The sequence below is a fragment of the Streptomyces sp. NPDC005435 genome (assembly GCF_040703155.1).
Taxonomy (GTDB): domain Bacteria; phylum Actinomycetota; class Actinomycetes; order Streptomycetales; family Streptomycetaceae; genus Streptomyces.
Map to the genome: position 1 here is coordinate 40,333 of NZ_JBEXEQ010000019.1, position 21,154 is coordinate 61,486.

A 21,154-nucleotide genomic window follows, 5' to 3' on the forward strand; every position below is an offset into this window, starting at 1 on the left:
CGCCGCACCCTCCCCTTCCGCTTGACCGACTCCCCGAGAGACTCCACACCTCAAGGATGCGGCATCCCCACGGAAACGAGCAGCGGGCACCTTCGGGGGCGGGTGGAGGGGGAGTACGGGTGGGGGGTTCGGGGTGTGTGGCTGGGGTCCGTATGGCGAGCCAACGTGGGCCTGGGCGCCGTGTGGTGGGGCACCGTGGGGGCGGGCTCCGTGTGGGCTGCCCCTATGTGTCGAGGCCCCATGTGGCCCGAGCCCATGTGGCCAAGCACCATGTGGTGAGCCACCCTGCGCCCGCACTCCGTGCGGCCCGACCCCATGTGGCGAGGCTCCGTGTGGTGGGGCCCCATGTGACCAGGCGCCACGTGCCGAGCTCCCTTGCGCCCCGAGCCCACGCGGCCAGACTCCCTGTGCCGAGGCCCTGTGTGCCCAGACCCCATGCGGCCACGCTCCGTGTGCCGAGCTCCCTTGCACTCCGAGCCCACGCGGCCAGACTCCATGTGCCCAGACCCCATGTGGCGAGTCACCCTGCGCCCGGACTCGGTGTGCCCCGACCCCGTGCGCCGAGACCCTATGGAGCCCGAGCCCACGTGGCGCGGCTCCATGCGCCGAGGCCCCGTGTGCCGCGAGCCCATGTGGCCACGCTCCATGTGGCGACGCCCCATGTGCCCCGACCTCATGTGGCCAGACTGCGCGTGGCGAGGCAGCCTCGTGTGCCGCAGCCCCATGTGACCAGACTCCGTGTGGCGAGGCCCCATGTGGCCAAGGCCCGTGTAGCCCGACTCCGTGTGCCGCAGCCTCATGTGGCAACCCACCATGCAGCCCGGCCCCACCTGCCGAAAACCCACGTAGCCGAACCCCACGTGGCCCGCCCCCATGTGCCGAGCCCCCACGTGGCCCGACCCCACGTGCCGAAACCCCCCACACCCCAGCCCCGCACCTCACCCCCGAGCACCAAGACCGCGCACCGTCACGCGCACGCCCAAGCTCCTCGGCGGCAGTCACCCGCCACGGCTCACCACCAGGTGACCGCATCACAGCCCACCTCCGGACGCCGTCCCCATGACCGGCCGCACAGCGAAAGCCCCTCGGACAGCCCCCGTGCGTCACCGACACCGCGCGGCGGAGTGCGCCGCGTCGCAGGCGTGGGTGAGAAGAACGCGAAGACAGCCGGGGGCGCGAGCCCCTGTCCACCCGGTCCGCCCCGCCCACCGGCCGGCGGGCGGGGAATGACGGGTGGCGGGCCGGGGCACCGCCGCCGCGCATGTCCTAGCGGACCAGACCCCAGCGGAAGCCGAGCGCCACCGCGTGGGCGCGGTCCGAGGCGCCGAGCTTCTTGAACAGGCGCCGGGCGTGGGTCTTGACCGTGTCCTCGGAGAGGAACAGCTCGCGGCCGATCTCGGCGTTGGAGCGGCCGTGACTCATGCCCTCGAGCACCTGGATCTCCCGCGCCGTGAGCGTGGGCGCCGCCCCCATCTCGGCCGAGCGCAACCGGCGCGGGGCCAGTCGCCAGGTCGGGTCGGCGAGGGCCTGCGTCACCGTGGCCCGCAGTTCGGCGCGCGAGGCGTCCTTGTGCAGATAGCCCCGCGCGCCGGCCGCGACGGCCAGTGCCACGCCGTCGAGGTCCTCGGCGACGGTGAGCATGATGATCCGCGCGCCCGGGTCGGCGGACAGCAGCCGACGTACGGTCTCGACACCGCCCAGGCCGGGCATGCGGACATCCATGAGAATGAGGTCGGAGCGGTCGGCGCCCCAGCGGCGGAGGACTTCCTCGCCGTTGGCAGCCGTCGTCACGCGCTCGACGCCGGGCACGGTCGCGACCGCGCGGCGGAGCGCCTCTCGGGCAAGCGGGGAGTCGTCGCAGACGAGGACGGATGTCATGACCGCCCTCCGCAGCTGATGCGCGTCACCTTGAGCCTCCAGGCTGGTACGGAATCGTCACCTGTGCGGTCGACCGTCTCGGACGCCTGCCCGAGCACTTGTGTTTTCAACCGCCTCCGCACTCTCAACGACGGTCACTCGAAAGAGTTACGGGGCCACACGCTGTCTTCGGCACTCTACGTGAGGGGGCCGACACGGTGGAGACATGGCCGACGGACCCGCGCCGTTTCATCACAACCCATGCCCCATTTAGACCTTTTTGCTCCCATTTCACGGTGTCTAGAGCTAGATTCGCAATGAGTCATATTTTCATCTCCTTAGACCGGAGATGTACGGTCGAAGGCACCGTATCCGCCCAGAACGGCTACAAGGGGTCACGTAATGGCAGATTTCTCCCGCCTTCCCGGACCGAACGCGGACCTGTGGGACTGGCAGCTGCTGGCAGCCTGCCGCGGGGTGGACAGCTCGCTCTTCTTCCACCCGGAGGGCGAGCGCGGGGCGGCTCGGAGCGCTCGTGAGAACTCGGCCAAGGAGGTCTGCATGAGGTGCCCGGTCCGGGCCGAATGTGCGGCACACGCCCTGGCGGTACGGGAGCCGTACGGCGTGTGGGGCGGCCTCACCGAGGACGAGCGCGAGGAGCTGATGGGGCGGGCACGCAACCGCCTGGTGTCGGCGTCGACCACCGGCGGGGGTGCCGCTCCCAACACCTGAAGGAACGTTTCTTCATACATCTCCCACCGGGCGCGCCCAGGCGTGCCCGGGACCCCCGGTGCCGTAGAGCCCCGCCCCCTTGGTGCCACAGACCAGCCGTGACCAGCGCCTTCGATTCCGCGCGCCTACCCCCGTCGCCCCAGCCCCTCGGCCGCCCGCCCCAGTTGCTCCAGAGTCGCCGCCACCGCCGGGACCTGGGCCAGGTCGGGGAGGGTGAGGGCGACGATCTCGCGTCGTACCGCCGGTTCCAGGCGGACCACGCGCACGCCCCGGGGCCGTACCGAGTCCACCGCGAGCTGCGGGAGGACCGCGACGCCGAGACCGGCGCCGACGAGGCCGATCACCGCCGGATAGTCGTCGGTGGCGAAGTCGATGCGCGGGGTGAAGCCCGCGCCCTCGCAGACCTGGACCAGCTGGCCCCGGCAGCGCGGGCAGCCGGCGATCCAGGGCTCGTCGGCCAGTTCCCCGATGGCGACGGTCTCGGCGCGGGCGAGCCGGTGGCGCTCGGGGACCAGGGCGACGAGACGGTCCGTCAGCAGCCGCCGTACGACCAGGTCGTCCCACTCCTCGGCGGCCGCGCCCGCGTAGCGGAAGGCGAGGGCCAGGTCGCAGTCGCCCTCGCGCAGCAGTTCGACGGACTTCGGGGGTTCGGCCTCCTCCAGGGAGACGCGGGTGCCGGGGTGGGCGGCGCGCAGGGCGGCCAGGGCGGTGGGGACCAGGGTGGAGCTGCCGCTCGGGAAGGAGACGAGCCGGACCCGCCCCGCCCGCAGCCCCGCGATGGCGGCGACCTCCTCCTCGGCGGCGGTGAGCCCGGCGAGGATGCCGGAAGCATGCCTGACCAGGGCTTCTCCGGCCTGGGTCAGCCGCATCTCGCGGCCGCCGCGGACTAGGAGCGGGGTGCCGACCGAGGCTTCGAGCGCCTTCATCTGCTGGCTGACGGCGGGCTGGGTGCAGCCCAGTTCGCGGCCGGCCGCCGAGAAGGAGCCGGTCGTGGCGACGGCGCGCAGGACGCGGAGATGACGGGCCTCGATCACCCTTCGAGCATAAGCCGCGCTTGGGAGAGGTGCCCCATATCGCGTCGACGCTTTGGGAGACGGTCACGTACCGTGCGCTCATGAAGCTTCTTTCCGTCAATCTCGGGCACCCCAGGGCGGTGCCGTACACGGATCAGCCGCAGGGCCTGACGGGCATCGACAAGCGGCCCGTCGACGGACCGGTGCGGGTCACGGCGCCGGGCCCGAAGGGGGTCGGCGGCAGCGGTCTGGCCGGGGACACGGTGTGCGACCTGCGCCATCACGGCGGGGACGACCAGGCGGTGTACGCCTTCGCGCGCGAGGACCTGGACGAGTGGGAGCGGGAGCTGGGCCGGCCCTTGGCCAACGGCTGTTTCGGGGAAAACTTGACCATGGACGGCGTAGAGGTGTCCGGGGCGGTCATCGGCGAGCGGTGGCGGATCGGTCCGGAGCTGGTTCTGGAGGTCACCTCGGGCCGGATCCCGTGCCGTACGTTCCAGGGCCATCTGGACGAACGGGGCTGGGTGAAGAGGTTCACCCGGAAGGCCGCGACCGGTGCCTACCTCCGGGTGATCGAGCCGGGCGAGGTCCGGGCGGGCGACGCGGTGGAGATCCTGCACCGGCCGGAGCACGGGGTGACGGCGGCGCTGCAGTTCCGCGCGGTCACCACGGAGCGCGAGCTGCTGCCCCGGCTGCTCCCGGCGATCGACACGGTGCACGCGGAGGTGCGGGAGCGGCTGCGCAAGTACGTGGCGGAACAGGCGGACTGAGGGGACGTCACCGACGACGTGCGGCCCGGCCGGGGTCACTACCCTTGGGCCATGACAACGGCTCTGATTACGGGATCGACCGCGGGTATCGGCGCCGCGTTCGCGCGGCGGCTGGCGGCTGACGGGCATGACCTCGTCCTGGTGGCGCGCGACACCGCGCGGCTGCGGGAACAGGCGACCGAGCTGCACGACCGGCACGGCATCGAGGCGGAGGTGCTCACCGCCGACCTGGCGGACGACAAGGGCATCGAGACCGTCGCCGAGCGCCTCGGCGACCGCCGCAGCCCCGTCGACCTGCTGGTCAACAACGCCGGCTTCGGCAACAAGGGCCGTTTTCTCGACGTCTCCATGGACGACGAGCTGCGGATGCTCAAGGTGCACTGCGAGGCGGTGCTGCGGCTGACCTCGGCCGCGACGGAGGCGATGCGCGAGCGTGGGCGGGGCGGCGTGGTGAACGTCGCCTCGGTGGCGGCCTTCGTGCCGCGTGGCACGTACGGCGCCTCGAAGGCGTGGGTCGTGCAGTTCACCCAGGGCGCGGCGAAGGACCTCGCGGGCACCGGCGTACGGCTGATGGCGCTGTGCCCGGGCTTCGTCCGCACCGAGTTCCATCAGCGCGCGGGCATGGGCACCGACAACATCCCCGGCTGGATGTGGCTCGACGCCGACAAGGTCGTCGCCGAGGCCCTCGAAGACCTCTCGCGCGGCAAGACCCTCTCCATCCCGGACCCCCGCTACAAGACCCTGATGGGCCTGGCGAAGGTCGCGCCACGCGGCCTGCTGGGGACGCTCAGCGCGCGGACGGGGCGCAAGTACGGGCCGCAGTGACGCGGGGTGTCGTCCGACGGCACCGCACGTGAAGCCGCTTCGAGGGGCAACCGGGACAGCGCGATGAGCCTGTGACGGGTGGAACCGCCGAGGACGTCGCGAGGAAGCCGGGCATGCGCGCATCTGTACGGGCACGGTCGGCCGGGCTCACCGTCGCGGCGGCCCTGCTCGGCCTGGTCACCGTTTCCTGCGGCGGCGGCGCGCCGCCGGCCTCGCACACCCCCGTCGCACGCGCTTACCAGGTGGCGTACGACGCGGGAGGTCAAGCGGATCTTCCGGGACGGCGGCAAGGGGGCCGCGATCCGCGAGGTGGTGTGGGGTGGCTGCGTACGCCGGTCTCTGACGGCCCGGCCGCGCGACGTCGTGGACGGGGACCGCGGCGCCTGGGTACGGGGCTGTCGGCACGGCGTGACCAGCGGCTCGGACCGCCGTCCGCCCACCGGCCCCGTCACCCACCGCGAACCGGCGCCGGCCTCTCCCGCGACTTCCGGTCCTGGGCCTCCGCACACGGCCACCGACAGCGGGCGCGGCACACCGCCCACGTGGTCCTCGTCCACCTCGGCCCACACGACTACGACGTCGAACTCACCGTCACCCACACCCCCAAGACCGCGAAACCCGCCGTACGAAGCCTGGCCGACACCTTCGCCACCCGGTGGTCCGGCGACGGCGGCGCCGGCACGGCCTGGAACCTCATCGTCACCGCCGGGGCCGGCCGGCGGGTGCTGGGCTGAGCGGGACGCGTCGTCGCGGATCGGTCCGCGGTGTCCGGCGTGCGCGGGTTCGTCATGTCACCAAGGCAGCGGTTCGGGGCGGCGGTCCCACCACCAGCCGTGAGCGGGGGCGGCGCTTTCGGCACCGGCCGGCTCGCCGCGGAGCAGGCCGACGGGGCCGGCGACGGTCGCTTCGGCGAAGAGGGCGTCCAGGGGCTCCAGCGAGGCATGCAGCAACGCGGCCGCTTCCAGCGGGAGTTGAGCGCTCATGCCTTCCAGCTTGTCCCGGGCTTCCAGGCGCTCTCGGCAGAGGTCCAGCGGGTACCACCCGGAAGGAGCCCAGTCGGCTCCCATCTGACGTACGAGCTTCTCCCGGGCGCACAGGCGGTTGCCCGCCTGCCACAGCGGCGTTCCCGGAGAGCCGGCCTCCTCCGAGTGCGAGCTCCGCACCCGCGCGACGAAGGCGTCCCCCAGCGGAGTGGCGGTCTTCGCCTCGCGGACCACTTCGGGGATACGGGCGACGGTGACCTGGGGAAGCCGGGCGACGGGCGCTTCCACCCTGTCGATCGTGAAACGGGGCTCTTCCTCGTCGGACTCGTACAGACGGGCCCGCGTCACGAGCCCGTCCTCCGTGGCGAGCCAGTACGCGCTCGGCGGCATCTCCTCGGCGGGAAAGAGGACGACGACATCCGCCGCCCGGGCGAAGGCCACGCCCAAGTCGCGCTCGCCGGCATGCGGTTGGACCGCCTCCTGGACGTAGATGTCCAGAGACGTGTTCATATCCCCCAGAACCGTCGCCTTCTCGCACAGCACCAGCGCGTCCCAGTTCCGCAGATCCTGGTCGGTGTCCTCGTCGGCGACATCCACGTCCTCCACACTCAGCCCCAGCCACCGCGCCAGAGCAGTCGCGACGGCCCCGCTCGTCAAAGGCTCCACGGTGAGGAAGTTGTACGTCATGGCTCCCATGACTGGGTTCCCCCCTCCATCGACCGCACGAAGAAAGAGCTCGGCGACAGTCGCGCAACGCCGAGGCCCGGCGCCCCTCGTGGGGTGCCGGGCCTCGGTGCCGGGGTGTCGGCCTCAGTGCGAGTGACCGTGGCCGTGGCTGTGACCGGCGGTGGCCTCTTCCTCTTCCTTCTTCTCGACGACCAGGGTCTCGGTCGTCAGGAGGAGGGCGGCGATGGAGGCGGCGTTCTCCAGGGCGGAGCGGGTGACCTTGACCGGGTCGATGACGCCGGCCTTGATCAGGTCGCCGTACTCGCCGGTGGCGGCGTTGTAGCCCTGGCCCTTCTCCATGTCCTTGACCTTGGAGACGATGACGTAGCCCTCCTGGCCGGCGTTCTCGCCGATCCAGCGCAGGGGCTCGACCACGGCGTTGCGGACGACCGAGACACCGGTGGCCTCGTCGCCGGTCTTGCCGAGGTTGCCGTCGAGGACCTTGGAGGCGTGCACCAGAGCGGAGCCACCACCGGAGACGATGCCCTCCTCGACCGCGGCGCGGGTCGCGGAGATGGCGTCCTCCAGACGGTGCTTCTTCTCCTTCAGCTCCACCTCGGTGGCGGCGCCGACCTTGATCACGCACACGCCGCCGGCCAGCTTCGCGAGGCGCTCCTGGAGCTTCTCGCGGTCCCAGTCGGAGTCCGTGTTCTCGATCTCGGCCTTGATCTGGTTGACGCGGCCCTGGACGTCCTCGGACTTGCCGGCGCCCTCGACGATCGTCGTGTCGTCCTTGGTGACCGTCACGCGGCGGGCGGAGCCCAGCACGTCCAGGCCGGCCTGGTCGAGCTTGAGGCCGACCTCCTCGGAGATGACGGTGGCGCCGGTGAGGACGGCCATGTCCTGCAGCATCGCCTTGCGGCGGTCGCCGAAGCCGGGGGCCTTCACCGCGACGGCGTTGAAGGTGCCGCGGATCTTGTTGACGACCAGGGTCGACAGGGCCTCGCCCTCGACGTCCTCGGCGATGATCAGCAGCGGCCGGGAGGCGTTGGTCTGGATGATCTTCTCAAGCAGCGGGAGCAGCTCGGTGATGGAGGAGATCTTGCCCTGGTTGATCAGGATGTACGGGTCGTCGAGGACGGCCTCCATACGCTCCTGGTCGGTGACGAAGTACGGGGACAGGTAGCCCTTGTCGAAGGCCATGCCCTCGGTGAAGTCCAGCTCCAGACCGAAGGTGTTGGACTCCTCGACGGTGATGACACCGTCCTTGCCGACCTTGTCCATGGCCTCGGCGATCAGCTCGCCGACCTGGTCGTCCTGCGCGGAGAGCGCGGCGACGGCGGCGATGTCCGACTTCTCGTCGATCGGGCGGGCCGCGGCGTGCAGGTCCTCGGAGACGGCCTTGACGGCGGCGTCGATGCCCTTCTTCAGGGAGGCCGGGGAGGCGCCGGCGGCGACGTTCTTCAGGCCCTCGCGCACCAGCGCCTGGGCGAGCACGGTGGCGGTGGTGGTGCCGTCACCCGCGATGTCGTTGGTCTTGGTCGCCACCTCCTTCACCAGCTGGGCGCCGAGGTTCTCGAACGGGTCCTCGATCTCGACCTCACGGGCGATCGTGACACCGTCGTTGGTGATGGTGGGCGCGCCGAACTTCTTGTCGATGACGACGTTGCGGCCGCGGGGGCCGATCGTCACCTTCACCGTGTCGGCCAGCTTGTTGACGCCGCGCTCAAGGGCGCGACGGGCGTCCTCGTCGAACTTCAGAGTCTTCGCCATGACAGCGGTAGCCCTCTCGGAAATCTGGGTGGATGTGACCGCGCCCCCGGCCGCCCGGCTTCCTCTCGGTCGCGGGGGGCCAGGGGCGCAGTGGAAGCAGAGACTGCTTCGGGTGAACTACTTCTCGATGATCGCGAGAACGTCGCGGGCCGAGAGGACGAGGTACTCGTCGCCGTTGTACTTCACCTCGGTGCCGCCGTACTTGCTGTACAGCACGATGTCGCCGACCTTGACGTCGAGCGGCAGGCGCTCGCCGTTCTCGAAGCGGCCCGGACCGACGGCGAGGACGGCGCCCTCCTGGGGCTTCTCCTTCGCGGTGTCCGGGATGACCAGGCCAGAGGCCGTGGTCTGCTCGGCATCCAGCGGCTGGACCACGATGCGGTCCTCAAGCGGCTTGATGGCAACCTTGGAGCTGGCGGTCGTCACGATCCGACCTCCCCCTTCTGAGATCACACGGGGTTGACTGTCTGAGGTGGCGACCAGGTGGTCCGTCGTCGCGGGTGCCGGACCTGCCCGTCGCTTTGTTGGCACTCTCTGCTGCCGAGTGCCAGAGCCGAGACTATGACCGGGGTTAGCACTCGGTCAAGCGGAGTGCCAATTGCCGTGCGGCGCGTCGGGGATGTCGGTGCGGGGAGTTGCGTCCACCGTTGCGGGGGCCGCGCCCCCGGACCCCCGCTTTCGGCCCCGAAAGGGCCTCGTCCTCAAACGCCGGACGGGCTTGACAGTGGCCGCCGTTACGGGCCTCGCCTGCGCCGTGCGGATCGAAGTGCCTACAGGTAGTCCTCCAAGTGGCCCACCGTCAGCCCCCGCTCCTGCACCCTCCGCAGGAGTCTCGCCGTCCGTTCCCCCAGTGCCGTCGCCGGGCCGCGGGCCGGGCCGACTCGGACGATGTCGCCCGGGAGGAGGGTGTGGGTGCCGCGGGTGTAGGTGAGGCCCGTCGAGGTGACCGTTGCGCGCCAGAGGACCAGCGCCGTGATGCCGCAGCGGGCGGCGGCGCGGAGGGTGGTGTGGTCGTACGTGGCGTGGCGGGGGCGCAGGAGGCGGGGGGTGGGGTGGGCGCAGATGGCGGCGCGCTGGCGGGCGTAGGGGAGGCCGGGGAGGGTGCCCCGGCGGGGGGCGCGGCGTTCGACGGTCGCGCCCGGGGCGCGCAGGGTGGTGCCGGGGGTGGCGAAGACCGTGACGGGGAGGCGGAGTTCGCGGATCAGGGTGGCGAGGCGGGGGTCCTGGCCGGCGCCGTCGTCGTAGGTGAGGAAGACGACCTTGTCGGTGGTGGGGACGCGGTCGACGACGGGGGGCAGGTGGGTGCTCGTACGGGCGGGCACCGCGTGGTGCGGGGCCGCGGCGAGGGGGGCGGGCAGGCCCCAGTGGCGGTAGGCGCGGTCGGCGCGTACGACGGGGCGGTGGACCCGCTCGGCGGCCTTCTTGCCGAGGCGTTCGATGGGGTCGACGGACTGGGCGCAGCCCGTCAGGAGGGCGGACGCGGCGAGGACGGCGCACAGCGCGGCGCGCACGCCCCCGGCCCTCACCGGGCGCCCCCGCCCGAGAACGAGAACCCGTACCCGCCCCCCATGGCTCACAGGTAGTCCTCCAGGCGGGCGACCGCGTAGCCCTCGGCGGTGACCTTGTTCAGGAAGCGGCGCATGTCGTCGACCATGGTGCCGTTCCACTCGTCGGGGCCGCGGAAGTGGGTGAGCACGATGTCGCCCCGGCGCAGTTTCCGGTCGTCCTCGCGGTACTCCCAGTGGTCGACGTAGACCTCTTCGTTCCAGATCGGCGCGTACTTGATGCCGCAGGACTTGGCGGCGCGCAGGGTGTCCTGGTTGTAGTCGCCGTAGGGCGGGCGCAGGAGGGTGGGGCGCTTGCCGAACTGCTTCTCCATGATGTCCTGCATCCCGCAGATCTCGTGGCGCTGCTGCTCGTAGGAGAGCCCGGGGAGGTAGGGGTGGGTCAGGGTGTGGTTGGCGAGGGGGGCGCCGTACGACTGCGCCTTGCGGAAGTAGCCGTAGTCGTCCTTGACGAGGTAGTCGCTGAGGAAGGCGGTGTACGGGATCTTCAGCTCCCGCATCATCTCCAGGAACTTGGGGTCCTTCTCGGCGCCGTCGTCGATGGTGAGGAAGACGACCTTCTGCTGCGTGGGGATGGTGGTGAAGACCGGGGGGAGGTCCCAGTCGTCCTGGTGGTCGACCTCGAAGCCGGCGCGGGCGGTGATCTCCGGCTTGACGCGGGGCGGGGCGGGCGGGGCGAGGGGGACCTCGGCGAGGCCCCACTTGCGGGCGGCGGCCGCCATGCGCTGCTGCTCGGCGAGGCGCGCGGCGGCCGCGTCCTGGGGCTTGGCGGGGCCGGCCTGTCCGGCGGGGGCCTTGTGCGGGGCGGCGCTGTCGCCGGGGCCCGCGCAGCCGGTGAGGACGGCGGCGGTGGTCAGTGCGGCGGCGCCGCAGCGCAGGGCGGTCGAGCGCCAACGCGCCCGAATTTTATCGTTTTGTACGACGGCTCGCATGGTGCCGGATCTTCGCAGGCCGGAGCCCCGTGACCGGCCCGACACCGCCGCCGGAGGCGCACGGTCCACCGACTGGCCCACAATGAGCCGGTGAACGACCAGCTCTCCTCCTTCCACGCTCTCGGCACCGACGAGGGCCGGGCCCTGCTCGACGAGGTGCGCGGCACCGCACCGGCCGACGAACTCGCCGTCGCGACGCGGCTGCGCCGTACCCACCCCGTCGAGCTGGTGTCGGCCGCGCTGGGGCAGGCCCGGCTGCGGCAGCGGGCGGCGGCCAAGTTCGGGGCCGAGGACGCGGAGCGGATGTTCTTCACGCCCAACGGGGTCGAGCAGTCGACGCGGACGAGCGTGGCGGCCTACCGCGCGGAGCGGATGCGGGCGCTCGGGGTGACCTCGGTGGCGGACCTGTGCTGCGGGATCGGCGGCGACGCGATCGCGCTGGCCCGCGCGGGCATCCGGGTCCTCGCCGTGGACCGCGACCCGCTGACGGCGGCGGTGGCGCGGGCGAACGCGGCGGCACTGGGCCTCGCGGACCTGATCGAGGTGCGCGAGGCGGATGTCACCGAGGTGGACACGGCCGGGTACGACGCGGTGTTCGTGGACCCGGCGCGGCGGGGCGGCCGGGGCCGCATCTTCGACCCCGAGGCGTACTCACCGCCGCTGTCCTGGGCGGTCGCGGCGGCCCGTACGGCCCCGCGCGCCGCGCTGAAGATCGCCCCCGGCGTCCCGCACGAGGCGGTGCCCCCGGAGGCCGAGGCCGAGTGGATCTCGGACGGCGGGGACGTGAAGGAGGCGGTGCTGTGGTTCGGCACCGGCACCCCGGGCGGCGTCCGCGCCACCCTGCTCCCGGGCCCCCGCACCCTGCTCGGCCGCGGCCTGCCCGACCCGGCGGTCCGCCCGGTCGGCCGCTACCTCTACGAGCCCGACGGCGCCGTCATCCGCGCCCACCTGGTCGCCGAGGTCGCCGAGGACCTGGATGGCGGCCTCCTGGACGAGACCATCGCCTACATCACCTCCGACACCCTCCACCCCACCCCCTACGCCACCGCCTACGAGATCACCGACCAACTCCCCTTCAACCTCAAGAAATTGAAAGCCCTCCTCCGCGAACGCCAGGTCGGCACCCTCACCGTCAAGAAGCGCGGCTCAGCCGTCGAACCGGAAGAACTCCGCCGCAAGGTCAAGCCGCAAGGCCCCCACTCGGCGACGGTGTTCCTGACCCGGGTGGCGGGCGCCCCGACGATGCTGATCGGGCATCCGGCGGCGTAACGGCTTCAGACGCAAGGACTTCAGGCGCGAGGGCTTCAGAGGCCCTCACGCCGGCGCCGCCCCCGTACTCGCCCGCACCACCAGGCTCGTCGCCAGTTCCACGCGGGTGGAGGACGAGGTGGTGGGGGTGGGGGCGAGGGCGAGGACCAGGCGGGCTGCGGCTTCGGCCATTTCGGTCAGGGGCTGGCGGATCGTGGTGAGCGGGGGGCCTACCCAGCGGGCCACGGGGAGGTCGTCGAAGCCGACGACGCTGAGGTCCTCGGGGATGCGGAGGCCGAGTTCGCGGGCGGCTTCGTAGAGGCCGAGGGCCTGGAGGTCGTTGCCGGCGAAGACGGCGGTGGGGCGGTCGGGGGAGCGCAGGAGTTCCAGGCCGAGGCGGCGGCCGGAGTCGTGGTGGAAGTCGCCGGCCTTGATGAGGGCGGGGTCGACGGGCAGGCCCGCCGTCTCCAGCGCGGCGCGGTAGCCGTCGAGGCGGGCGCGGCTGCACATCATGCGGGAGGGTCCGCTGATGGCGCCGATCCGGGTGTGGCCGAGGTCGATCAGGTGCCGGGTCGCGGCGAGGCCGCCCTGCCAGTTGGTGGCGCCGATGGAGGGCACGTCGGCCCCCGGGTCGCCCGCCGGATCGAGGACCACGAAGGGGATGCGGCGGCTGGTCAGCAGGGCGCGCTGGGCGTCGTCGAGGTCCGACAGGACCAGGATCACGCCGTGCGGGCGGCGGCCCGCCACCTGGTCGGCCCAGGTGCGCCCCGGGGTGAGCCGCCCGGCGCTCTCGGAGAGCACCACGCTCAGCCCCGCCTCCCGGGCCACGTTCTCCACGCCCCGGATGACCTCCATCGCCCAGGCGCTCTCCAGCTCGTGGAAGACGAGGTCGATCAGCGGCGAGCGCGTGGCCTCGGCCCGTCTGCGGCGGTAGCCGTGGGCGCGCAGCAGCTCCTCGACCCGGGCGCGGGTGGCGGCGGCGACGTCGGCACGCCCGTTGAGCACCTTCGAAACAGTCGGAGCCGACACCCCCGCCTCCCGGGCGATCTCGGCGAGCGTGGCGCTCTGCGCCGTTCCGTTCTTCGTCGGCTTCATGGCCGCGATCGTATCTCTGCGCGACCTCTTGACGGGCTCCGTCCGGCGTCTTACGTTCCCGGAACATTCGAGTTGACTTTCGAAACATTCGAAGAGGCGCGCGGAGCCATCCGCGAACGATCCGTGAGGGGTGCCCGTTCATGGAGACCTACAGCAGACGCTGGCTGCTCGGCGCCGGCGGCGCCACCGCTCTCGCCGCCGGGCTCACCGCCTGCGGTTCCGGCGGCGGCTCCGGCGCGGACGGCACGCTCACGGCGTTCGTGTACGGCGACGACGCCGCGAAGGTGCAGGCCGCGGCGGTGTCGCGGTTCAACTCCTCGGCCGCGGCCCGCGAGACCAAGGGCCGGGTCCGTCTGGAGAAGGTGCCGAGCGCGGAGTACCCCGCCAAGCTGCGCACCGCGATGGGCTCGCCCAACGCCCCCGACGTGTTCTTCAACTGGGGCGGCGGCTCCATCAAGGCGTACGAGGAGGCCCACCAGCTCCTCGACCTGACCGGCACCATCGCCTCCGACCCGGTGCTCAAGAACGGCTTCCTGCCCTCCGTCCTCGCCGCGGGCGCGCTCGGCGGCCGCGAGTACGGCATCCCGATGCGCGGCATGCAGCCGGTGATCCTCTTCTACAACAAGAGCCTGTTCACCGAGCACAAGCTGAAGCCGCCCACCACCTGGGACCAACTCCTCGACAACAACGCCAAGTTGAAGAAGGCCGGGATCACCCCCTTCGCCCTCGGCGGCGCCGACATCTGGCCCGAACTCATGTGGCTGGAGTACCTGGTGGACCGCATCGGCGGCCCGAAGGTCTTCGACCGGATCAAGAACGGCGACGCGGCCGCGTGGGGCGACCCCGCCGTCCTCAAGGCCGCCCGGACCGTGCGCGCACTCATCGACGACGGCGCCTTCGGCAAGGGCTACAGCTCGGTGGCGTACACCAACGGCGGTGCCCCCGCCGCCTTCGCCAAGGGCAAGGCGGCGATGCATCTGATGGGCTCGTGGGAGTACTCCACCCAGCTCGGCAAGTTCCCCGACTTCGCCAAGAAGGACCTCGGCTGGTGCCCCTTCCCGGAGTTCGAGGGCGGCGCGGGCGACATCCGCAACGTGGTCGGCAACCCCACCAACTACTGGTCGGTGAACGCCCGTACAGGCAACAAGGACGCGGCCCTCGCCTTCCTCCGCGACTGCGCCTCCGAGCGCTACGCCAAGGCCCTGATCGCCAACGGCGACATCCCGGCCACCTCCAACGCCGCCGACCTCCTGGACGCCTCCCCCAACCCGGAGTTCGCCCGCTTCCAGTACCAACTGGTCCAGAACGCACCCGCCTTCACCCTCAGCTGGGACCAGGCGGTCGACCCGAACGCGGCCACCCCGATGCTCACCGAGGTCAACAAGCTCTTCGTGGGCAAGTCCTCGCCGGAGCGGTTCGTGTCGGCGCTCAAGGAGCTGAAGTGAGCGCCACGGCAGACCCATCGAAAGCCGTACGCGCCGGACGTCCCCACCCCTCCTGGGCCCTGCCCGCCGTACTGTTCTTCGGCTTCTTCGCCCTCCTCCCCATGGTCCTCGCCCTCTGTCTGTCCTTCACCACCTGGAACGGCCTGGGCGACCCCCGCCCGGCCGGCCTGGCCAACTGGCACAAGCTCATCGACGACGACCGGCTGACCCAGTCCCTGACCGCCACCGTCCTGCTGACGGTGGCCAGTTGGGCCTTCCAGACGGTCGCGTCCCTGCTGCTCGGCGTCTGGGCGGCGGGACGGCAGCGCAACCGGGCGATCCTGTCGGCCGTCTTCTTCGTGCCGTTCCTGCTGTCCTCGACGGCGATCTCGCTGCTCTTCTACGCGCTGCTCGACCCCAACTTCGGCATCGTGCGCGGCGATACGCTCGGCACGACCTCGGGCGCGTTCCTCGCGCTGGTCTTCGTCGGCGGCTGGCAGTTCATCCCGTTCCACACGATGATCTACCAGGGCGGCGCACGGCAGATCCCCGACGTGCTCTACCAGGCGGCCGCGATCGACGGCGCCGGCCGGCTGCGCCGGTTCGTCTCCATCACCCTGCCCCAGCTGCGCAACACCGCGACGACTTCCAGCGTGTTGATGATCGTCGGCTCGCTGACGTACTTCGAGACCGTCCTCATCCTCACCCAGGGCGGCCCCGGCACGGACACCGCGATCCTGCCGTACCTGATGTACGAAGCGGGCTTCAAGAGCTACGACTTCGGCTACGCCAGCGCCGTCGCGACCTTCCTCGTGGTGGCCGCCACCGCGCTGTCCCTGCTGCTGATCCGGCTGTCCGGCTTCGGCGCGATGCGCAGCACCCGGGAAGGGATGTGACGCCGTGGCCCCTGACACCCTCACCCCGCCGGCGAAGTCCCCCGCGCCTGCGAACCCCCTTCCTCCGCGCCGCCGTTGGACCCGGCGCGCCGACCCGCTGGCCGGCCTCGGCTCGCTGATCTGGCTGGCCGTCGTCATCGTCCCGGTCTACGCGATGATCTCGCTGTCCCTGACCGGCCAGGACGAGGCCCTCGGCCACAACGCCCTGCGCCCGCCCGGCCGTCCGACCCTGGCCAACTACGACACCGTCCTGCACAACGGCTTCGGCCACTTCCTCGCCAACACCGTGCTGGTGGCGGCGGCCGTCGTGGGCATCGTCGTGGTCCTGTGCGTGCCGCTGGCGTACGTCGCCGTCCGCACCCGGGGCTTCTGGTCGGGCGCCGCCTTCCGGCTGTTCCTGCTCGGCGTGGCCATCCCCGCGCAGGCCGTGGTGGTCCCGCTCTATCTGATGATCACCAAGCTGAACCTGTACGACAGCCTGCTCGCGGTGATCCTGCCCACCGCCGCCTTCGCGATGCCGGTCTCGGTGCTGGTCCTCACCGGCACCCTGCGCGACATCTCCGAGGAGCTGTACGAGGCGATGGCCCTGGACGGCGCCTCCCCGGCGCGGATGCTCTTCCAGCTGGTCATCCCGCTGGCCAGGGGCGGCATCGGCACCGTCGTCGTCTACGCGGCGCTCCAGGCCTGGAACGGCCTCCTCTTCCCCCTGATCTTCACCCAGTCCGACGGCCCCCGCGTCCTCACCCTGGGCCTGTTCACCTACGTCGGCCAGTTCGGCGTGAACATCCCCGCGCTGCTCGCCTCCGTCGTCCTCTCCGGCATCCCGGTGTTCGCCGTCTACCTGGTGGCCCGGCGCGCGCTGGTCGGCGGCCTGATGGGCGTGGGCGGCAAGTGATCCCGCCCGCCCCGCCTCCGCCCGCCCCGCCTGTCCCGCCTTCGCTCCTCCCGCCTCCGCCCGCCCCGCCTCCGCTCTCGTACGACACCCCCGACAGGAGCTCCATGACCACCGCCCCCTGGCGCGACCCCGCCCTGCCCGCCGCCGACCGCGTCGCCGACCTGCTGTCCCGGATGACCCTGGAGGAGAAGACGGCCCAGCTGTACGGCGTCTGGGTGGGCGCGGAAGGCGGTGAAGTCGCGCCGCTGCAGGGCGAGATGAGCGAGGTGACGGACTGGGACGGGCTGATCGCGCACGGCCTCGGCCAGCTGACGCGCTCCTTCGGCACCGCCCCCGTGGACGCGGCGGCGGGTGCCCGTGCGCTCGCCGCCGCTCAGCGCCGTATCGCCGCCGCGGGCCGCTTCGGCATCCCCGCCCTGGCCCACGAGGAGTGCCTGGCCGGCTTCACCGCCTGGGGCGCGACCGCGTACCCCGTGCCGCCCGCCTGGGGTGCCTCCTTCGACCCGGAGCTGGTCGAGGAGATGGGCCGCCGGATCGGCGCCGACCTGCGCTCGGTCGGCGTCCACCAGGGGCTCGCCCCGGTCCTGGACGTGGCGCGCGATCTGCGCTGGGGCCGGGTGGAGGAGACCATCGGGGAGGACCCGTACCTGGTCGGCACGGTCGGCGCGGCCTATGTACGGGGCCTGGAGTCGGCCGGGGTGGTCGCCACCCTGAAGCACTTCGCCGGGTACGCGGGCTCGGCGGGCGCCCGCAATCTGGCGCCGGTGCGGGCGGGCGTCCGCGAGCTGGCGGATGTCGTACTGCCCCCGTTCGAGATGGCGCTGCGCGAGGGCGGAGCGCGTTCGGTGATGGCCGCGTACACCGAGACGGACGGCGTCCCGGCCTCGGCCGACCCGGAGCTGCTCACCCGGCTGCTGCGCGAGGAGTGGGGCTTCACCGGCACGGTGGTCGCGGACTACTTCGCCGTCGGCTTCCTGCGCACCCTGCACCGGGTGGCCGCCACGAAGACCCAGGCGGCCCAACTCGCGCTCGCCGCCGGGATCGACGTCGAGCTGCCCACCGTGGACTGCTACGGCACGGACCTGGTCGCGGCGGTACGGTCCGGGGAGGTCCCCGAGTCCCTGGTGGACCGCGCCGCCCGCCGCGTGCTGCTCCAGAAGTGCGAACTGGGCCTGCTGGACGAGGACTTCACCCCGGAACCCGAGGGCCCGGTGGACCTGGACCCGCCCGGGAACCGCGCCTTGGCCCGCCGTCTCGCGGAGGAGTCGGTGATCCTGCTCGCCAACCCGGACGGGCTGCTCCCCCTCTCCCCCGCCGCCCGGATCGCGGTGGTGGGCCCCCGCGCCGCCGACCCGCTCGCGATGCTCGGCTGCTACTCCTTCCCCTCCCACGTCCTCCCCCACCACCCGGACGTGCCACTGGGCATCGAGATCCCGACCGTGCTGGACTCCCTGCGCGCCGAACTCCCGGACGCGGCGGTCAAGTTCGCCGAGGGCTGCGGGGTCTCGGACCCGGACACCTCCGGCTTCGCGGAAGCGGTCGCCCTCGCGGCGGACGCCGACGTGTGCGTGGCGGTGCTCGGCGACCGGGCGGGCCTGTTCGGGCGGGGCACCTCGGGCGAGGGGTGCGATGTGGCCGGCCTGGAACTCCCGGGCGTACAGGCCGGGTTGCTGGACGCGCTGGTCGCCACCGGCACCCCGGTCGTCCTGGTCCTGCTCACCGGACGCCCGTACGCCCTGGGCCGCTGGGACGGTCGACTCGGGGCGGTGGTGCAGGCGTTCTTCCCCGGCAAGGAGGGCGGCCCGGCGGTCGCCGGAGTGCTCTCGGGCCGGGTCGACCCCTCCGGGCGCCTCCCGCTGAGCGTCCCGCGCGACCCCGGCGGCCAGCCCTGGACCTACCTCCAGCCACCGCTGGGCCTGGCCGGCGAGGTCAGCGCCCTGGACCCCACACCCCTCTTCCCGTTCGGGCACGGACTGTCGTACACCTCGTTCTCCTGGGGGGAGTTCGGCGGAACCGGGCCCGTCGAGACCGGCACCGACGGCTCGTACGACCTCTCGCTGACCGTGCGCAACACCGGGGAGCGGGCGGGCGCGGAGGTGGTGCAGCTCTATCTGCACGACCCGGTGGCCTCGGTGACCCGGCCGGATGTGCGGCTGATCGGGTACCGGCGGCTGGAGTTGGGGCCGGGCGAGGCGGCCCGGGTGAGCTTCCGGTTCCACGCCGACCTGGCGTCCTTCACCGGCCGCGCGGGTGTCCGGATCGTCGAACCCGGGGCGCTGGAGCTGCGGTTGGGCCCGTCGAGCACCGAGGTACGGCACACCGCGCACCTGACACTGACCGGGCCGGTGCGCGAGGTGGGCCCGGAGCGGGTCCTGCGCTGCGAGACGGCGGTGACACCCGCCGGGTGAGCCGGGAACGGCGAAGGCGCCCCGGTCGAAACCGGGGCGCCTTCTGATCTGAGCGCCGGGCAGGCCTTGCACCTGCATTTCCCCGCAGGAAGCGGGGCGTCTTTCCTTGGACCACCAACGCCTGGCGTTCTGACCGGAGTTGTTGTTCCGGCCCGTTCGCTCTGTGATGATCATAGCCAAAGATCACCGCCGAGCGCCAGCCCCGACCGCACCCTCGGCGAGATCAGTTCCCGACCGGCTCGAACCGCCACCGGTGCACAGGGCGTGAGATCAACCCCGCCTCCGGTTCGGGCAGTTCCGGCACGTCCGCGTCGAAGTCCGCGTCCCACCACGTGATGACCAGCACCCGCTCCCCCGGCGCCCGGAACGTCTCCCGGCGCAGCGGCGCGGCGGGCAGCTCCTGGGCGCGGGCCCAGGCGAGCAGGTCGGCGCCCCGGCCCCCGGCGGCCTTCGCCTCCCACATCAGGGCGACGCTCACGAGTACAGGTTCTCCTTGCTGACCTCGTGGACGTGGTCGTGGTCATGGCTGTGCCCGGTACCCGGCACGTGCGGGTCGGTCACCGGCAGGGAGGAGTCGGCGGACAGGTCCCAGTCGGAGGCGGCCCGGTTGCGGGCGACCATCTCGGCGCCGAGCGCGGCGACCATCGCGCCGTTGTCCGTGCACAGCTTGGGACGCGGCACGCGCAGCCGGATGCCGGCCGCCTCGCAGCGCTCCTGGGCCAGCGCCCGCAGCCGGGAGTTGGCCGCGACACCGCCGCCGATCATGAGGTGGTCGACGCCCTCGTCCTTGCAGGCGCGCACGGCCTTGCGGGTCAGCACGTCCACCACGGCCTCCTGGAAGGAGGCGGCCACGTCACGGACGGGCACCTCCTCGCCGGCCGCGCGCTTGGCCTCGATCCAGCGGGCCACGGCGGTCTTCAGGCCGGAGAAGGAGAAGTCGTAGGCGGGGTCGCGCGGACCGGTCAGGCCGCGCGGGAAGGCGATGGCCGTCGGGTCGCCCTCGCGGGCGTAGCGGTCGATGACCGGGCCGCCGGGGAAGCCCAGGTTCAGCACGCGGGCGATCTTGTCGAAGGCCTCGCCGGCCGCGTCGTCGATGGTGGCGCCCATCGGCCGGACGTCGGAGGTGATGTCCGAGGACAGCAGCAGCGAGGAGTGGCCGCCGGAGACCAGCAGCGCCATGGTCGGCTCGGGCAGCGGGCCGTGCTCCAGCTGGTCCACGCAGATGTGCGAGGCGAGGTGGTTGACGCCGTACAGCGGCTTGCCGAGGGCGTAGGCGTACGCCTTGGCGGCCGAGACGCCGACCAGGAGGGCGCCCGCGAGGCCGGGCCCTGCGGTGACCGCGATGCCGTCGAGGTCGCGGGCGGTGATGCCCGCCTCCTTCAGCGCGCGGTCGATGGTCGGGACCATCGCCTCCAGGTGGGCGCGCGAGGCGACCTCGGGGACGACACCGCCGAAGCGGGCGTGCTCGTCGACGCTGGAGGCGACGGCGTCCGCGAGCAGGGTCGTGCCGCGGACGATGCCGACGCCGGTCTCGTCGCAGGAGGTCTCGATGCCGAGGACGAGCGGTTCGTCAGCCATTGATCTCGGTTCCTTGCTCGGTTCCTTGTACGTCTTCCAGGGAGGAAGAGGGGTCGGTCAGGCGCATCACCAGGGCGTCCACGTTGCCCGGCTGGTAGTAGCCGCGCCGGAAGCCGATCGGGGCGAAGCCGAAGCGCTCGTAGAGCTTCTGGGCACGGGTGTTGTCCACCCGGCACTCCAGCATCACCTCGGCGCACTCGAAGGTGGTCGCGGCCCGCAGCAGCTCGGTCAGCAGCCGGGCGCCGAGGCCGGTGCCCTGCTGGTCGCGGGCGACGGCGATGGTCTGCACGTCACCGAGGTCACCGGAGGCGGCGAGGCCCGCGTACCCGACGATCCGGCCGTCCGGCGCGACGGCGACCAGATAGCGCCGGGTCGCCTCCGGGCCCCGGGAGTGGGCCAGCTCGGACCAGAACATGCCCCGCGACCAGGCGTCCTCGGGGAAGAGGTCCTTCTCCAGCTCCAGGACCCGGTCGATGTCCCACCAGCGCATCTCG

Annotated in this window: 20 protein-coding genes; 9 read left to right on the forward strand and 11 right to left on the reverse strand. The window is 72.2% G+C overall.

The window, feature by feature from the left end; genetic code table 11:
• Window positions 1–1,266 precede the first annotated feature (1,266 nt).
• Window positions 1,267–1,878 (reverse strand): response regulator transcription factor, encoded by a 612-nt coding sequence (locus tag AB0898_RS23615; RefSeq protein ID WP_003948568.1) that lies wholly within the window; start codon window positions 1,876–1,878, stop codon window positions 1,267–1,269.
• Between the two features lie 381 nt (window positions 1,879–2,259).
• Here AB0898_RS23615 and AB0898_RS23620 point away from each other — a divergent pair, with 381 nt between their 5' ends.
• On the forward strand, window positions 2,260–2,589 hold the full coding sequence (locus tag AB0898_RS23620) for a WhiB family transcriptional regulator (RefSeq protein ID WP_199586195.1): 330 nt from the start codon (window positions 2,260–2,262) through the stop codon (window positions 2,587–2,589).
• A gap of 125 nt (window positions 2,590–2,714) precedes the next feature.
• Here AB0898_RS23620 and AB0898_RS23625 read toward each other — a convergent pair whose 3' ends face one another.
• Window positions 2,715–3,623 (reverse strand): LysR family transcriptional regulator, encoded by a 909-nt coding sequence (locus AB0898_RS23625; protein ID WP_366804959.1) that lies wholly within the window; start codon window positions 3,621–3,623, stop codon window positions 2,715–2,717.
• Between the two features lie 80 nt (window positions 3,624–3,703).
• Between AB0898_RS23625 and AB0898_RS23630 the strand changes: the two genes are divergently transcribed.
• From AB0898_RS23630 to AB0898_RS23640, 3 genes are all read left to right on the forward strand, one after another.
• Window positions 3,704–4,372: an MOSC domain-containing protein gene (locus AB0898_RS23630; RefSeq protein WP_366804960.1), complete on the forward strand. Its 669-nt coding sequence runs from the start codon at window positions 3,704–3,706 to the stop codon at window positions 4,370–4,372.
• A gap of 51 nt (window positions 4,373–4,423) precedes the next feature.
• Window positions 4,424–5,197 carry an SDR family oxidoreductase gene (locus AB0898_RS23635; RefSeq protein WP_366804961.1) on the forward strand — a complete coding sequence of 258 codons (774 nt, stop codon included), beginning with the start codon at window positions 4,424–4,426 and terminating at the stop codon, window positions 5,195–5,197.
• Between the two features lie 542 nt (window positions 5,198–5,739).
• Window positions 5,740–5,931 carry a hypothetical protein gene (locus tag AB0898_RS23640; protein WP_366804962.1) on the forward strand — a complete coding sequence of 64 codons (192 nt, stop codon included), beginning with the start codon at window positions 5,740–5,742 and terminating at the stop codon, window positions 5,929–5,931.
• 57 nt (window positions 5,932–5,988) lie between these two features.
• Here the strand turns inward: AB0898_RS23640 and AB0898_RS23645 are convergent, their stop codons facing one another.
• The 5 genes from AB0898_RS23645 to AB0898_RS23665 form a co-directional block, all read right to left on the reverse strand.
• On the reverse strand, window positions 5,989–6,876 hold the full coding sequence (locus tag AB0898_RS23645; protein ID WP_366804963.1) for a hypothetical protein: 888 nt from the start codon (window positions 6,874–6,876) through the stop codon (window positions 5,989–5,991).
• A 114-nt stretch (window positions 6,877–6,990) separates the two neighbouring features.
• Window positions 6,991–8,619, reverse strand: a complete 1,629-nt coding sequence (gene groL, locus AB0898_RS23650; protein WP_366804964.1) for a chaperonin GroEL — start codon at window positions 8,617–8,619, stop codon at window positions 6,991–6,993.
• A 117-nt stretch (window positions 8,620–8,736) separates the two neighbouring features.
• A complete protein-coding gene (gene groES, locus AB0898_RS23655) occupies window positions 8,737–9,045 on the reverse strand; it encodes a co-chaperone GroES (protein ID WP_018543953.1) in 309 nt (102 codons plus the stop codon).
• Between the two features lie 344 nt (window positions 9,046–9,389).
• A complete protein-coding gene (locus tag AB0898_RS23660; protein WP_366804965.1) occupies window positions 9,390–10,130 on the reverse strand; it encodes a hypothetical protein in 741 nt (246 codons plus the stop codon).
• Between the two features lie 62 nt (window positions 10,131–10,192).
• Window positions 10,193–11,116: a polysaccharide deacetylase family protein gene (locus AB0898_RS23665; RefSeq protein ID WP_366804966.1), complete on the reverse strand. Its 924-nt coding sequence runs from the start codon at window positions 11,114–11,116 to the stop codon at window positions 10,193–10,195.
• Window positions 11,117–11,206: 90 nt separating this feature from the next.
• On the opposite strand from AB0898_RS23665, the gene AB0898_RS23670 reads away from it, so the two are divergent.
• Complete coding sequence (locus tag AB0898_RS23670) at window positions 11,207–12,385, forward strand: class I SAM-dependent methyltransferase (protein ID WP_366804967.1); 1,179 nt, start codon at window positions 11,207–11,209, stop codon at window positions 12,383–12,385.
• A 45-nt stretch (window positions 12,386–12,430) separates the two neighbouring features.
• Here the strand turns inward: AB0898_RS23670 and AB0898_RS23675 are convergent, their stop codons facing one another.
• Window positions 12,431–13,459 (reverse strand): LacI family DNA-binding transcriptional regulator, encoded by a 1,029-nt coding sequence (locus AB0898_RS23675; protein ID WP_366804968.1) that lies wholly within the window; start codon window positions 13,457–13,459, stop codon window positions 12,431–12,433.
• Window positions 13,460–13,599: 140 nt separating this feature from the next.
• Here AB0898_RS23675 and AB0898_RS23680 point away from each other — a divergent pair, with 140 nt between their 5' ends.
• The 4 genes from AB0898_RS23680 (at window position 13,600) to AB0898_RS23695 (ending at window position 19,082) form a co-directional block, all read left to right on the forward strand.
• Entirely contained in the window at window positions 13,600–14,904 is a 1,305-nt protein-coding gene (locus AB0898_RS23680; RefSeq protein ID WP_366804969.1) for an extracellular solute-binding protein, read from the forward strand.
• Window positions 14,901–15,779, forward strand: coding sequence for a sugar ABC transporter permease (locus AB0898_RS23685; protein ID WP_366804970.1), 879 nt, complete (start codon window positions 14,901–14,903; stop codon window positions 15,777–15,779). Before AB0898_RS23680 ends, AB0898_RS23685 begins: the two co-directional genes overlap by 4 nt.
• Before the next feature lie 4 nt (window positions 15,780–15,783).
• Window positions 15,784–16,674, forward strand: coding sequence for a carbohydrate ABC transporter permease (locus AB0898_RS23690; RefSeq protein WP_407078391.1), 891 nt, complete (start codon window positions 15,784–15,786; stop codon window positions 16,672–16,674).
• 104 nt (window positions 16,675–16,778) lie between these two features.
• Window positions 16,779–19,082 carry a glycoside hydrolase family 3 N-terminal domain-containing protein gene (locus AB0898_RS23695; RefSeq protein ID WP_366804971.1) on the forward strand — a complete coding sequence of 768 codons (2,304 nt, stop codon included), beginning with the start codon at window positions 16,779–16,781 and terminating at the stop codon, window positions 19,080–19,082.
• A 223-nt stretch (window positions 19,083–19,305) separates the two neighbouring features.
• Here AB0898_RS23695 and AB0898_RS23700 read toward each other — a convergent pair whose 3' ends face one another.
• From AB0898_RS23700 to rimI, 3 genes are read right to left on the reverse strand one after another with little or no spacing between them, the layout of a single operon-like run.
• Window positions 19,306–19,560 carry a hypothetical protein gene (locus AB0898_RS23700; RefSeq protein ID WP_366804972.1) on the reverse strand — a complete coding sequence of 85 codons (255 nt, stop codon included), beginning with the start codon at window positions 19,558–19,560 and terminating at the stop codon, window positions 19,306–19,308.
• A complete protein-coding gene (gene tsaD / locus AB0898_RS23705; protein WP_366804973.1) occupies window positions 19,557–20,660 on the reverse strand; it encodes a tRNA (adenosine(37)-N6)-threonylcarbamoyltransferase complex transferase subunit TsaD in 1,104 nt (367 codons plus the stop codon). Before tsaD ends, AB0898_RS23700 begins: the two co-directional genes overlap by 4 nt.
• Entirely contained in the window at window positions 20,653–21,150 is a 498-nt protein-coding gene (gene rimI / locus AB0898_RS23710) for a ribosomal protein S18-alanine N-acetyltransferase (protein WP_366805034.1), read from the reverse strand. The genes tsaD and rimI overlap by 8 nt, the downstream gene beginning before the upstream one ends.
• Between the last annotated feature and the right edge of the window lie 4 nt (window positions 21,151–21,154).